General features: G+C 31.3%; 14 protein-coding genes. 5 read left to right on the plus strand and 9 right to left on the minus strand.

Features of this window, described 5'->3' with window-relative positions; translation table 11 throughout:
* Positions 1 to 2 precede the first annotated feature (2 nt).
* Both trpD and Q385_RS0105845 read left to right on the plus strand, forming a co-directional pair.
* Positions 3 to 1,013, plus strand: coding sequence for an anthranilate phosphoribosyltransferase (gene trpD, locus Q385_RS0105840; RefSeq protein WP_028950769.1), 1,011 nt, complete (start codon positions 3 to 5; stop codon positions 1,011 to 1,013).
* A 12-nt stretch (positions 1,014 to 1,025) separates the two neighbouring features.
* Complete coding sequence (locus Q385_RS0105845; protein ID WP_028950770.1) at positions 1,026 to 1,805, plus strand: SDR family oxidoreductase; 780 nt, start codon at positions 1,026 to 1,028, stop codon at positions 1,803 to 1,805.
* Here the strand turns inward: Q385_RS0105845 and Q385_RS0105850 are convergent.
* The 4 genes from Q385_RS0105850 to Q385_RS0105865 form a co-directional block, all read right to left on the minus strand.
* Positions 1,802 to 2,287: a hypothetical protein gene (locus Q385_RS0105850; RefSeq protein WP_028950771.1), complete on the minus strand. Its 486-nt coding sequence runs from the start codon at positions 2,285 to 2,287 to the stop codon at positions 1,802 to 1,804. The genes Q385_RS0105845 and Q385_RS0105850 overlap by 4 nt on opposite strands.
* 6 nt (positions 2,288 to 2,293) lie before the next feature.
* Positions 2,294 to 3,016, minus strand: coding sequence for a sigma-70 family RNA polymerase sigma factor (locus Q385_RS0105855; protein WP_051524404.1), 723 nt, complete (start codon positions 3,014 to 3,016; stop codon positions 2,294 to 2,296).
* 101 nt (positions 3,017 to 3,117) lie between these two features.
* A complete protein-coding gene (gene acpS, locus Q385_RS0105860; protein ID WP_028950773.1) occupies positions 3,118 to 3,486 on the minus strand; it encodes a holo-ACP synthase in 369 nt (122 codons plus the stop codon).
* Complete coding sequence (locus Q385_RS0105865) at positions 3,483 to 3,983, minus strand: shikimate kinase (protein WP_028950774.1); 501 nt, start codon at positions 3,981 to 3,983, stop codon at positions 3,483 to 3,485. The genes acpS and Q385_RS0105865 overlap by 4 nt, the downstream gene beginning before the upstream one ends.
* Before the next feature lie 37 nt (positions 3,984 to 4,020).
* Here Q385_RS0105865 and Q385_RS0105870 point away from each other — a divergent pair, with 37 nt between their 5' ends.
* Together Q385_RS0105870 and Q385_RS0105875 are read left to right on the plus strand one after the other, a co-directional pair.
* Positions 4,021 to 4,632, plus strand: a complete 612-nt coding sequence (locus Q385_RS0105870; RefSeq protein ID WP_028950775.1) for a fumarylacetoacetate hydrolase family protein — start codon at positions 4,021 to 4,023, stop codon at positions 4,630 to 4,632.
* On the plus strand, positions 4,611 to 6,212 hold the full coding sequence (locus Q385_RS0105875; protein ID WP_028950776.1) for an ArnT family glycosyltransferase: 1,602 nt from the start codon (positions 4,611 to 4,613) through the stop codon (positions 6,210 to 6,212). Before Q385_RS0105870 ends, Q385_RS0105875 begins: the two co-directional genes overlap by 22 nt.
* Here the strand turns inward: Q385_RS0105875 and dprA are convergent.
* A complete protein-coding gene (gene dprA, locus Q385_RS0105880) occupies positions 6,197 to 7,267 on the minus strand; it encodes a DNA-processing protein DprA (protein ID WP_028950777.1) in 1,071 nt (356 codons plus the stop codon). The two genes, Q385_RS0105875 and dprA, sit on opposite strands and share 16 nt — an antisense overlap.
* 60 nt (positions 7,268 to 7,327) lie before the next feature.
* On the opposite strand from dprA, the gene Q385_RS0105885 reads away from it, so the two are divergent.
* The gene (locus Q385_RS0105885; RefSeq protein WP_028950778.1) at positions 7,328 to 7,969 is read left to right on the plus strand and encodes a PilZ domain-containing protein; all 642 of its coding nucleotides are present in this window, start codon (positions 7,328 to 7,330) and stop codon (positions 7,967 to 7,969) included.
* Here the strand turns inward: Q385_RS0105885 and Q385_RS0105890 are convergent.
* The 4 genes from Q385_RS0105890 to nusA are packed head-to-tail and all read right to left on the minus strand — an operon-like array spanning position 7,966 to position 12,787.
* A complete protein-coding gene (locus Q385_RS0105890; protein ID WP_028950779.1) occupies positions 7,966 to 8,628 on the minus strand; it encodes a 7-carboxy-7-deazaguanine synthase QueE in 663 nt (220 codons plus the stop codon). The genes Q385_RS0105885 and Q385_RS0105890 overlap by 4 nt on opposite strands.
* The gene (gene infB, locus Q385_RS0105895) at positions 8,600 to 11,371 is read right to left on the minus strand and encodes a translation initiation factor IF-2 (protein WP_028950780.1); all 2,772 of its coding nucleotides are present in this window, start codon (positions 11,369 to 11,371) and stop codon (positions 8,600 to 8,602) included. The genes Q385_RS0105890 and infB overlap by 29 nt, the downstream gene beginning before the upstream one ends.
* A 13-nt stretch (positions 11,372 to 11,384) precedes the next feature.
* The gene (locus Q385_RS0105900) at positions 11,385 to 11,675 is read right to left on the minus strand and encodes a 50S ribosomal protein L7 (RefSeq protein ID WP_028950781.1); all 291 of its coding nucleotides are present in this window, start codon (positions 11,673 to 11,675) and stop codon (positions 11,385 to 11,387) included.
* A complete protein-coding gene (nusA, locus tag Q385_RS0105905; RefSeq protein ID WP_028950782.1) occupies positions 11,675 to 12,787 on the minus strand; it encodes a transcription termination factor NusA in 1,113 nt (370 codons plus the stop codon). The genes Q385_RS0105900 and nusA overlap by 1 nt, the downstream gene beginning before the upstream one ends.
* Between the last annotated feature and the right edge of the window lie 4 nt (positions 12,788 to 12,791).

The raw sequence follows: 12,791 nt of genomic DNA on the forward strand, positions 1-12,791 counted from the left end.
CAATGATAAAAGAGATTATAAAAAAGATTACAGAAAGAAAAGACCTATCTAAAGAAGAAGTCTTATTCCTATTCCAAGAGATAATGGATGGAAAACTTACAGATGCACAACTGGGAGCTGTTCTTGTTGGTCTTAAGATGAAAGGGGAAACTATAGATGAGATATCTGCAGCTGCATCTGTGATGAGAGAAAAAGCCATAAAAGTAAACGTCAAAGATAAATCTAAGTTAGTAGATACCTGCGGTACCGGCGGTGATAGTATAGGTACTTTTAACGTATCAACAATATCAGCTTTTGTAGTTGCAGCCAGCGGTGCAAAAGTTGCCAAACACGGAAACAGGTCTGTTTCATCTAAATGTGGCAGTGCAGACCTTATGGAGAGTTTAGGTGTAAAGATAGATATGTCCCCCCAAGAAGTTGAAAAATGCATAGATGAGATAGGACTTGGATTTTTGTTTGCTCCTATTTTCCATCCTGCTATGAAAAACGTTATAAGACAAAGAAGAGAAATAGGAGTAAGAACCATTTTTAATCTTTTAGGACCACTTTCAAATCCAGCTGATGCACCTTATCAGCTAATGGGAGTGTACGATAAAGATTTAGTTGAACCTTTGGCAAGGGTTTTAGTAAATTTAGGAATAAAGAGAGCTTTTGTTGTTCACGGATTAGAAGGTTTAGATGAAGTATCTTTGACAACAGAGACTTTAGTTGCTCAGGTAGATAATACAGATGTTGAAGTTTATACTATAAAACCAGAAGATTTTGGTTTAAAAAGAGTATCAATAGAGGATTTAAAAGGTGGAGATATAACTGAAAATACAGAAATAGCTCTTAAAATACTGCAAGGAAAAGATTATAGTCCTAAAACAGATTTTGTAGTATTAAACAGTGCTTTTGCTTTAAAGGTTGCAGGTGTGGTTGATAATATCAAAGAAGGCATAGAGTTAGCAAAAGAATCTATATATTCTAAAAAAGCTTATGAAGTATTAGAAAAACTTAGAAACTTTTCATAAAAGGAGGCTTTTATGGTTTTAGAGGGGAAGTTGGCGTTTGTAACAGGTGCAAGTAGAGGAATAGGTAGAGCTATAGCTTTAAAACTTGCATCTATGGGATGTGATGTAATTATAAATTACTACAAAAACAAAGAAAAAGCAGAAGAAGTAGTGAAAGAGATACAGTCCCTTGGTAGAAAAGGATATGCTATACAAGGAGACTTTGGGGCAAAAGAAGATATTGACAGAGTATTTGATGAGATAACAGAGAAGTTTGGATATTTAGATATTTTTGTAAGTAATGCAGTTGCATCAGGAAGAGAGGTTGTTGGTGGATTTGCACCGTTTTTAAGATTAAAAGAAAAGGGAACTTTAAGAATATATAACATCACCACTTTTGGTTTTATCTGGTCTTCTCAAAGAGCTGTAAAATTAATGGAAGGTAGAGAAGGTAAAATAATTGCAATTTCATCTACAGGAACAAGGGACTATATGCCAAACTATGCTATACATGGTTCTGCCAAGGCAGCTTTAGAGACTTTGGTTAGATACTTGGCTGTAGAAGTAGGTCCTATGGGTATAAACGTAAACTGTGTGTCTGGAGGACCTATAGACACAGAGGCTATTCAACTGTTTCCTAACTATGAAGAAGTGAAAGAGGGAACTATAAAACTTACACCACTTGGAAGAATGGGACAGCCTGAAGATATAGCAGGAGTTGTTGGATTTTTATGTACTCCTGATGCAAAATGGATACAAGGACAAACTATTGTTGTAGATGGAGGATTATCATTAGTTAGAGGAGGCCGTTAACTGTAGAGGCTTCCTTTTTGTGATACCTTCGATAAATATCCAAAAAACATTGATGCATCTTTAAGATTATTTGCAATGTCTTCCGAGTAATACTTTGAATTCTTTAAATTCTCCGAAATGTTCTCTAACTCAATCATACTTTGGGCTAAAAAATCAACTATATCTTTATTATGTATCTTAAAGTTTTCAGGAAATAGAGGAGTATGTATCTCTAAAGAAGGGAATGTAAATATAATCCAGCCAAGCGTATGAAGTGTTAAATCGTATATCTCTTTTATGGTAGAAGAGTTATCTATTTCTACAGCTTTATAGAGAAGTTCAGATAGTTTATATAAACTTTCAGAAAAATTTCTAAATATAAAAGAAGATTCATCAACAGATAAGATATCTTTTTCTTTTATTATCTTATCTATTTTTTTTTGCTGAAAATAAACAAACGTTTCCGTATCATAAATTAAAATCTCAAGTTGTTCTCTTTTCATAATCCTTTACTCTATGTATTTTATTACTAAATTTTTTAATTTAAGCATAATCTTTGTGTGGAGCTGAGAAACTCTTGATTCTGTTATACCAAGTATGTTAGCTATCTCTTTCATATTCAAATCTTCGTAGTAATACAAACTTATTAGAAGTCTTTCTCTTTCGTCAAGATGATTTAATATTATATCAGAAAGAATCTCTTTTAATTGCTTTTCTTCAACTACTTTATCTGGTGTATCATCATTAGATGATATAACTTCCCATAAGTGTAAACTTTCATCATCTTCTTTACTTACGTCCGTATCAAGAGAGATTAAAACTTTATTTGCTAATGCTTCTGCATAAGTCATATACTCTTCTACACTCATACCAAGATATTTTGCTATTTCCTCTGTTTTTGCTTGTCTTCCAAGCTGGGCTTCAAGTTGAGCTATTTTATTTTCAAGGTTTTTTATTTTAGACCTTACAGACCTTGGAACCCAGTCAAGTTGTCTTAGATGGTCTAATATGTACCCTCTGATTCTTATCTCTGCGTATGTTGATAACTTTATGCCCTTTGATGGGTCATACTTTTCCAGAGCATCGTATAGACCTAAAACCCCTACTTGTATTAAATCTTCTTCATCTACTATTGGTGGTAAATTTTCGTGTTTTAATGCTTTTACGATATACTTTATTTTTGGCAAGTATTGTGATATAATTTTATTTCTGTTCTCTATTTGTGCTTGCATATTGCCACCTCCCACTATTATTAATGTTGTTTAAGGCAAGATTTGTGCCAATTGTTAATCGTTTATTTACTTAGTGTTTACAAATATTGATGCAAACAAAATTACGCAGTGTAAATTATAACTATTGCTACTGAATAGTTCTTTTCGTGAGAGATTGAAATAGATATATTAAGGTTTTTTGTATGATATGTATCATTGTGCAGTAAAATTTCTGCAGGTTCTCCTTTTTTGCCTATTATTTCTATATCTTTGTATTTGAGATTTTTTCTAAATAATTGATAGTAAGCTTTTATAGTTGCTTCTTTGGCTGCAAATCTTGCAGAAAGACAAGGAATAAAATTACTTTTTTCAAAGCAGTATTTTATCTCCCTTTCTGTGTATATTTTTTGTAAAAATTTTTCTTTAAACCTGTTGTAAGCTTTTTCTATTCTGCTATTTTCTACTATGTCTATTCCTGTATATATCTTCATTTCATTTTTATTTTGTTTAATATCTCTTCTACTATCTGAAATGGTGTTTTATTTTCTACATTTATTCTATAAGTTGCTAATCCGTAGACCTTTTTTCTTTCTTCAAAAAGCTGTTTTATCTTTTCTAAAGGTTGATTTAATAAAGGTCTGTTTTCATCGTTTTTTATTCTTTCCAGTACAGTGTTTAGATTTATATCTAACCATACAACTATACCGTTTTTTTTCATTTGATTCATATTTTCAGCGCCAGCTCCTAATCCTCCTCCAGTTGAGACTACAAGGTTCTGGGTGTTTAATAGCTCTTGAAGGTACTTTCTTTCCAATTCTCTAAAATAAGGTTCTCCTTTTTTTTCAAAGATGTCTTTTATGCTCATTTTTTCTCTTTCTTCTATTAGTTTATCTACGTCAACGAATTCTCTTGAAGTTTTATCTGCTAAAATTTTTCCTACTGTTGACTTTCCACTACCCATAAAGCCTACTAAGTATATGTTTTTCATGGTAGAATAATTTTAACATATAAGTTTAAGGAGATTCATGAAATCTGTTATTTTTGAAGATAAAGAGGTTATTCCTTCTAAGGTTTTGTGTGTTGGTAGAAATTATGTAGAGCATATTTATGAGTTAAAAAATCAGATTCCTGATGAGATAGTTTTATTTATAAAGCCAAACTCTGCTATATCAAATAGATTTATAAAACCAAAGGGTAGATGTAGATATGAAGGTGAAATATCGTTTATTGTTGAAGATGGCAAGTATGTTGGAGTTGGTTTTGGGATAGATTTAACTCTTGTTGAAGAACAAGAAAAGGCCAAGAAAAAAAGTCTTCCTTGGGAAAAAGCAAAAGCTTTCGATAATTCTGGAATTTTTTCTAAGTTTGTAAGAATAGATAATTTTTATGGATTAGAGATGAAACTTTTTAAAAATGGCGATTTAGTTCAGTTTGGGAGCATAGATTTAATGATAAATAAACCAGATGATATACTTTCAGAAATAAAAAAATACTTTTCACTTGAAGATTACGATATAGTTATGACAGGAACGCCAAAAGGAGTAGGGGATTTTGAAGTTGGAGATGAATTTATAGGTCAGATATTAAAGTATGGAAAAGTTTTAGTAGAGGAAAGATGGATAGTAGAGAAAATTTGAAGTTTTATCTTTTTGCCTTTATAACTATCTTTATATTCTTTTGGAATTTTTGGTATAACGATATATGGATACCTAACGAGAGTTTTTATGCTGAAGCTGTAAGAGAGATGTTTGAATCTAAAAACTTTCTTGATATATATTACAACTATGAACCAAGGTTTAACAAACCTCCACTTACTTATTGGGTTGTAGCTTTATCTTCTTTTTTGTTTGGTTTAAATGAGTTTGCCATAAGACTTCCTATCGTTTTAATGGCTGTAGGGTCTTTGTTTTTAACTTATAAGATAGGAGAGCTTCTTTACGGTAGGTATGTTGGTATTTTCTCTTTTTTTGTGATGGCTTTTAGTTTTCAGTTTGTTATAAACTCAAGGTATGCATCTCCTGAAGTCCCCCTTCTTTTCTTTTTTACACTGACTTTGTACTTATTTTTAAAAGGTTATAAAGAGAAAAAATTTCTCTATATTTTCTTCTCTTACATATCTCTTGGTTTAACTATTCTTACAAAAGGCTATCCTTACTTTTTTGTTTTAGGTGGGATAGTAGGTTTTTACCTTTTGATAGAAAGTAAGTTTGATTTTAAAGAGTTTTTCAAAAAGTTAGTCAATGTCAAAGTTTATATAGGTATTCCTGTTTCATTGGTTATAGGGCTTAGCTGGATTGTTTATATGAGTTTAAAGTTTGGGGATACATTCTGGAGTGTTTACAATGAAGAGACAGTAAAAAGGGCTTTTGGGGAAGAGTCAAGTTTTAATGATTTGTTTTTCTATCTAATAGTTATTCTGTGGGGATTTTTACCTTACTCTTTGAGTTTTTACTACTCTTTTATAGATAGTTTCAAAAGATTATTAAAAGATTTTTCTTTTATATTTAGCTGGATTTTTGTGATGTTTTTAGTCTTTACGGTGGCAAAAGGGAAGATACCAACCTACTTTATTCAAGCTCATCCTGCTATGTCTGTTTTTGTTGGCTACTATCTTGTCAATCATAATCCTTCTGGTTTTAAAAAAGTTTTATGGGTAGCTTTTTTTATTGTTCCTACTGTTGTTATTACTACTTTAAACGGGTATATCGTTTACACTTTTAAGTTAGACTACTTTTATTACTTTATAATTTTGTTTCCATTTTTATACCTTTTAAGGTATAGAGACTATAAACTGATTCCTTTCTTGTCTATGATGATAACCTTTTTTATTTTAACAGTTTCTTTGCTTGTAAAAGTAGAAAAATATAGACCTTATAAAGAGATTGGAGAGATTATAAACTATAACGTTCCTGATAGGTCTGTGCCTTTAATTATTCAAAATAGATTTTTCCATAATATGCCTTTTTACGCAAAAAGAAAAGTATTAAGGGATTACTCAGAAAATCAGATAATTCAGTACTGGCAAAGTCATAACTATATGGTTGCGCTGGTAGAAGAAAACACTTTAAATAAAATAAACGGAAAGGTTCTTTGGAGTGGTTATCTTTACCCAAGTAGTGAGTCAAGGTTTGCAGTCTTTTTAAAGAACGTTGCAAAAGCAGAAAAAGGAGATTACTCTGGATTTGTGAAGATGTATCTAATTTACACAACTCGGTAATAAAACATACTGTCTGACTGTATTAGATTTTTCAACTGCAGGTTAAACAGTATGGCATCTATATCTGGGTATTTTTCTGAAAATCTTTCTAATATCTCATCGTAATATTTTTTTGCGTCTAAAAACATTAATACTTCTTTTTCTTCTTCCTTTAAATCAGATAGATAGTCAACGCTGATACTGGGGTTTAAAAAGGGTAAAAACTCTTTTAAATCTTCAAAATCTGTTATAGCTACAGCTCCTTCTTTTATAAGTGTGTTATTTCCTTTAGCTGTAGAGAGATTTATATTTGCTGGAGCTGTAAAAACAAGTCTTCCGTAATCGTTTGCGTAGTTTGCTGTTATTAAACTTCCAGATTTGTCTGGAGCTTCAACGATAAAAACGCCGTAAGACAGTCCTGCTATTATTCTATTCCTTTGAGGAAATGTGTAAGATGATGGTTTAGTTCCAAAGGGAAACTCTGAGATAATACAACCCTTTTCTAATATCATTTCATAAAGTTTTTTATTTTCAAAAGGGTATATTACGTCAATACCACTTCCTAAAACTGCTGTTGTAAAACTTCCTTCTTCCAACGCAACTTTATGGGCTAATGTGTCTATTCCTAAAGCCATTCCTGAAACTATGTTTACACATGATTTTGCAAGCTCTCTAACTATACTGTTTACAATATAAACACCGTAATTAGAATGTTTTCTACTACCTACTACAGCTAAAGTATTTTCTGGAATTGGAAAATTACCTTTAACGTAAATAACAGAAGGAGGGTCTGGTATGTTTTTTAATAAAAATGGATACTCTGAAGAAGAGATAGGAATTATCTTTACTCCTAATTTTTCCGCTTTTTCAAGCTCTTTTAGAGCCATTTCTTTTAAAGTGAAATCTCTGTTTGTTATTAACTTTGCTATGTTTTCTCCAAAATTTTCTTTTAAATCGTTAAAATCTGCATTTAAAACATTACTTGCGTCTGAGTAATGTTCTATCAACCTTTTAATAGATACAGCTCCCAAACCTTTTATAAAGTATAATTCTAAATACGCTAATATTTCTTCCATCTTTAAAGTCCCTAATTTTCTTGTTAAAATACTATTATAACAAATTGGGGTAGATTTAAAATGGAAGGTACGATAAAAAAATTTTTAGAAGAGTTAGAGAAAAAGAAAAAAGGGGAATTTTTTATTTTTTATGAAGAAGTACCTGTAAAATTAATAATAAATGTTTTTGAAATAAACTTTTCTAAACATCAAATAGAATTTGAAATAAATCCTAAAATAGAGGCTATGGTTTCACAGGAGAAAGAGCTTTATGCAAAGTTTAACGATGAAGTTTTAGTTCTTAAAGCATTAATTTGGAACAAAGAGGTACTTGTTACTTCTTTTCCTTCGTTTGCAATAGAGCCAAAAGTAAGAAGGAATGCTGTAAGAGTTAAAATTTCTTCTAAGCATCCTGTAATTTTGGAGATCGATTCTGAATTGTGTGTTAATTTAAGGGACATATCTGAAGAAGGATTTAGCTTTAAACTTCCTCAAAACGTTTTTTTTGAGATAGATAAAGAATATGAAGGTAGATTAAACATAAGTAATAGGTCTTTTCCAATAAGGTTTAAACCTTTGTATAAGATTGAAAGACCAGATAACACTTATAGATACGGTTGTAAAATTATAGAAGCTAAACCATTTGTTCTAAATGAGATAGCAAAGTATGTTGGAGATAGACAGAGAGAGTTGGCAAAAATACTTAGCACTTTTGCTGATTAGGGAAGACCTAAGACTTTGTGGCACTGGGGTATAATTCTACTTTCAATACCAATCTGTAAGAGCTGATCTTGTAAGTTCAAGGCTTTTTCTACCATTTCTGGTTTATTGCTTTCAGGTTGTAATACTATTATATCGTTTTTTATTATATTTACAAACTCAGGTTTTATTATGTGATTTATAGATAGATTTTCATCCACGACGAATTTCAGTTCCTTAATGTAAGGAAGTAATTCTTTATTTACAAAGTAAAGTGGAGGTTTTGGAGAGCAGGTAATATATAGATTATCTGTAATTATATCTTTAAAATTTTCGTTCCATAACGTTCCGTTTGTTTCGATAAAAACGTAATAATTTTCTTCAAGCAGTGATTTTACTAAAATATCTAAATTTGGTGTTAAAAAAGGCTCTCCGCCAGTTATACATACTCTTTTAAGTTTATAAGAGTTGATTTCTTGCAGTATATCTTTTAACGTTTTGACTGTATAACTTTTTCCATCATAAGAGTATGTTGTATCACACCAACTACATCTAAGATTACATCCTTCAAGTCTTATAAAAACAACAGGAAGACCCACCCATCTTCCTTCTCCTTCAACTGTTCTAAATATCTCAACTACTTTAAAAGTTTCTTTAAGCAGGTCTTTCTTCAACAATCTCATAAGCTTCTATAATATCACCAACTTTTATATCATTATAGTTTTTTAAAGTTAAACCACATTCAAATCCTTTTTGAACTTCTTTAACATCCTCTTTAAATCTTTTTAGTGAAGATATTTCTCCATCGTATATTACAATACCATCTCTTACTAATCTTGCTTTAGCGTTTCTCTTAATAACTCCTTCTGTTACATAACATCCAGCTATGGTACCTATAGCTTTTGCTTTAAATATAGCTCTTACTTCTGCTGTTCCAAGGAGAACTTCCCTTAGTGTAGGTTTTAACATTCCTTTCATTGCTTTTTCAAGGTCTTCAATAGCTTGGTATATAATGTTATAGAGTCTTATATCTACATTTTCTTGCTCGGATAACTTCCTTGCTCCTGCATCTGGTCTCACATTAAATCCTATTATTATAGCGTTTGAAGCTGCTGCAAGCATCACATCACTTTCTGTTATACCACCTACAGCTGCATGGATTATATTTATCTTTACTTCATCAAACTTTTCAGATAAATCTTCAACAGATTTCTTTAACGCTTCTAAAGAACCTTGAACATCTGCTTTTATAATTATATTTATCTCTTTTGCCTCACCTAAATTTTCAAGACTAATTCTGGTTTTTTTGGCTAATAACTCTTCCTCTCTTCTTAGTTTTCTTACTTCTGCTAACTGTTTTGCTTCTCTTTCTGTTGCTTTTGATATAAATTTATCTCCTGCTTGGGGAACTTCATCAAAACCCAATACTTCAACAGGCGTTCCTGGTTTTGCTTCTTTTAATCTTTCTCCTCTTTCGTTAAATAAAGCTTTAACTTTACCCCAAGTGTATCCTGCTACAAAGTAATCTCCTACATGTAAGGTACCGTCTTCTATTAAAACTGTAGCAACAGGTCCTTTTTTAGGGTCTAACTTTGATTCTATAACTGTTCCGACAGCAAGTTTATTAGGATTAGCTTTAAGTTCGAGCATTTCTGCCACTAAAAGTATCATTTCAAGAAGCTCTTCAACGTTTTTACCAGTTTTAGCTGAAATATCTACAAATATAGTATCTCCACCCCATTCTTCTGGTATAAGTCCGTACTGAGTTAGTTCTTGCCTTACCCTCATTGGGTCTGCGCCGGGTTTATCTATCTTATTTACAGCTACTATTATAGGAACTTTTGCATTTTTAGCGTGGTTTATTGCTTCTACAGTTTGAGGTTTTACTCCGTCATCTGCAGCCACTACAAGTACGGCTATATCTGCTACTTTTGAACCTCTTGCTCTTAAAGTAGTAAATGCTTCGTGTCCCGGTGTATCTAAGAAAGTTATCTCTTTTCCATTAGGGAGCTTTATTTTGTAAGCACCTATATGCTGTGTTATACCACCGTGTTCTCTGGCTGCCACATCTGTTTTTCTAATAGTATCAAGTAGTGTCGTTTTACCATGATCAACGTGCCCCATTACAGTTACGACTGGAGGTCTTTCTTCAAGCTCTCCTGCTTCTTCTTTAATTTCTATCTCTTCTTCTTTTATCTCCTCTTCTGCTTCTTCACCTTCCACTTTTAACTCTGCTAAAAAGCCATGTTTTTCTGCTATTTCTAATGCAATTTTTGGGTCTATAGTTTGGTTTACAGTAGCAAGAATTTTCTTTTGTAATAAATCCATCAGTATTTGATTAACAGGTATGTTTAAAAGGTCTGCTAACTCTCTTACAGTTATAACTTCTGGAATTTGGATAATTTTGATTTCTTCTTCTTTAGACTCTTCTACCTCTTTTTTCTTTTCTTCTTTTTTAGGTTTTTTCTTCTTTGGATGCCCTTCCATGAGTTTTCTGAGTGCTTCCATCTCTTCTTTTTCTTCTTTAGCTATACGGGCAATCCTTTCCTCTTTTGTCTCTTTTTTCTCAGGTTTCTTTTCTTCTTTTATAGATTCTGGAGTAAAGGCTAAGGTTGACCTTTCTTCTGCTTTTCTTAAAGGTCTTTCTTCTCTTTTTTCAAAAGGTTTTTTCTCTTCCCTTTTTTCAAATTTTTCTTTTCTTTCAAAAGGTTTTTTTTCTTCTTTCTTTTCAAATTTTTCTCTTTTTTCAAAAGGTCTTCTTTCTTCTTTCTTTTCGAATTTCTCCCTTTTTTCAAATCTTTCTTTTCTTTCAAAAGGTTTTTTCTCTTCTTTTCTGTAAACTTTCTTTCTTTCTTCTTCTGGAACTACACCTTCTATAACTTCTGGCTGTTTTGTTGCAGGTTCTACTTTTTCTTCTTTAATTTCTTGCTGTGTTTTTATCTCTACTTTTTCTTCAGGTTTTTCTTCTATTGCTACAAGCTGCTCTTTAATTTTTTCTTCTTCGGCTTTCTTTTCTTCTTCTAATTTTTTTCTTTTTTCTTCTTCTAACTTTTTTAACTCTTCTTCAATTTTTCTTTTTTCTTCTTTTACTTTTTCTTCTACACTTTTAGCTAATTCAAAAGGAATTATAGAAAGGTTAGACACTTCTTTTGTATAACCTAAGTCCCTGAGTTTTTGTTCTAACTCTGCTAACGTAATGCCTAATTTATGATAGAGGTCAAAGGCTTTTATTCCTTCTTCTTTTTCCTTTTCTTTTTTCTCTACTTTTTCCTCTTTCTGTGCAAATCTGTCTTTTATAACCTCAATAACGTCCTCGTCTACTTTATCAGATATCTTTTTTATGTTTAAACCAAATTCTTCGACTAAAATTTTCTTTAGTTCTTGAGGGTCTATATTTAATTGGATAGCTAAATCTTTTACTTTCAATTAAAAAAACCTCCTAACGTTTCTTAAAAATTTCTTTTATTTTTAGATTAAGTTCATTTCTTGGTAAAATTATAACTCCTACTTGGTTTTTTCCAAATAATCTACCTAACTCTTCCTTTGTTTTATATTGAAAAATTTCACCTTTAAACCTATTTAATATATATCTTTTGGTATTTTCTGAAAGGTCTTTTGCAATAATAACAAATGTACCACCTTTTACTTTATTAATATTTTCGTATCCAAATCTTATTTTACCTGCTCTAAAGCTTAACTGTAGCAAAGTATCTATCTTCTTTTCATCCATCACTTTGTTGGTAGTCTCTGTATCTTTTCAAAATCTTCCTCGCTTAGTATATCTATGTGCCAACCTGTTAATTTATGTGCTAATTTTGCGTTTATACCATTTTTCCCTATTGCTAAAGATAATTCTTCTTTCGGTACAGCAACTTCTATTCTTTTTTCTTTTGGAAGTAGTCTATACTTTGTTGGTCTTGCAGGAGATAGAGCTCTTATAACAAATCTTGCAGGGTCTTCTGACCATTCTATCACGTCTATTTTCTCGTCGGATAATTCGTTAGAGACGTTTTGTATTCTGCTTCCTTTTAAACCTACCACTACTCCTACAGGATCTATATTTTTATCTTTAGTGTAAACAGCTACCTTTGATCTTTCTCCCGGTTCCCTTGCTACAGCTTTTATTTCAATTTCTCCCTCTTGAACCTCAGGGACTTCTATTTCTATTAATTTCTTTAAGAAGTTTGGATGTGTTCTTGATAAAATTATAAGAGGTCCTTCACTAACTTTTATAACTCTTTTTACTTTACCTTTTTCTAATAAAGGATACTTGTTTTCCTTTAAAACTTTTAAAACAAGAGCTCTTATTCTATCCCCTATTTTATATTTTTCTTTTGGTATCTGCTCTTCTTTTGGTAGTATAGCCTCTACTCTACCTAAATCTACTATAATGTCTTCACCTTCAAATCTACGAACTGTTCCTGTTAATATTTTACCTTCATACTCTTTAAATTCTTTATACAGAATATCTCTTTCTACTTTTGAAACTTTTTCTGCTATTACTTCTTTTGCAACAGATAAAGCAATTCTTCCTATATCTTCTAAATCTAACGGAACTTCAACAAATTTTCCATAATCAGCATTAGGGTCATATTTCTTTGCTTCTTCTAAAGATATTTCTTTCTTTTCGTTTTCAACAAAAGGCGTAACTTTCTTTTTAACTAAGACTTTTAATTCATCCTTTTCTTTATCGTAATTTACTTTAATCTGATCATTTCTTAATTTATATTCTTTTTTTACAGCAACAAATATTCCATCTTTTAATGCTCTTTCTATAACTTGTTCTGGAATGTTTTTTTCTTTTGCTACTGTTTCTATGACGTTCTTTAATTTTATAGGCATACCT

The organism is Sulfurihydrogenibium subterraneum DSM 15120 (genome assembly GCF_000619805.1).
Lineage (GTDB): Bacteria > Aquificota > Aquificia > Aquificales > Hydrogenothermaceae > Sulfurihydrogenibium > Sulfurihydrogenibium subterraneum.

Excerpts from the sequence above, each read along its gene's own strand:
- trpD (WP_028950769.1), top strand. The coding sequence starts at position 3 with ATGATAAAAGAGATTATAAAAAAGATTACAGAAAGAAAAGACCTATCT.
- Q385_RS0105845 (WP_028950770.1), top strand. The coding sequence starts at position 1,026 with ATGGTTTTAGAGGGGAAGTTGGCGTTTGTAACAGGTGCAAGTAGAGGA.
- Q385_RS0105850 (WP_028950771.1), bottom strand. The coding sequence starts at position 2,287 with ATGAAAAGAGAACAACTTGAGATTTTAATTTATGATACGGAAACGTTT.
- Q385_RS0105855 (WP_051524404.1), bottom strand. The coding sequence starts at position 3,016 with ATGCAAGCACAAATAGAGAACAGAAATAAAATTATATCACAATACTTG.
- acpS (WP_028950773.1), bottom strand. The coding sequence starts at position 3,486 with ATGAAGATATATACAGGAATAGACATAGTAGAAAATAGCAGAATAGAA.
- Q385_RS0105865 (WP_028950774.1), bottom strand. The coding sequence starts at position 3,983 with ATGAAAAACATATACTTAGTAGGCTTTATGGGTAGTGGAAAGTCAACA.
- Q385_RS0105870 (WP_028950775.1), top strand. The coding sequence starts at position 4,021 with ATGAAATCTGTTATTTTTGAAGATAAAGAGGTTATTCCTTCTAAGGTT.
- Q385_RS0105875 (WP_028950776.1), top strand. The coding sequence starts at position 4,611 with ATGGATAGTAGAGAAAATTTGAAGTTTTATCTTTTTGCCTTTATAACT.
- dprA (WP_028950777.1), bottom strand. The coding sequence starts at position 7,267 with ATGGAAGAAATATTAGCGTATTTAGAATTATACTTTATAAAAGGTTTG.
- Q385_RS0105885 (WP_028950778.1), top strand. The coding sequence starts at position 7,328 with ATGGAAGGTACGATAAAAAAATTTTTAGAAGAGTTAGAGAAAAAGAAA.
- Q385_RS0105890 (WP_028950779.1), bottom strand. The coding sequence starts at position 8,628 with ATGAGATTGTTGAAGAAAGACCTGCTTAAAGAAACTTTTAAAGTAGTT.
- Q385_RS0105900 (WP_028950781.1), bottom strand. The coding sequence starts at position 11,675 with ATGGATGAAAAGAAGATAGATACTTTGCTACAGTTAAGCTTTAGAGCA.
- nusA (WP_028950782.1), bottom strand. The coding sequence starts at position 12,787 with ATGCCTATAAAATTAAAGAACGTCATAGAAACAGTAGCAAAAGAAAAA.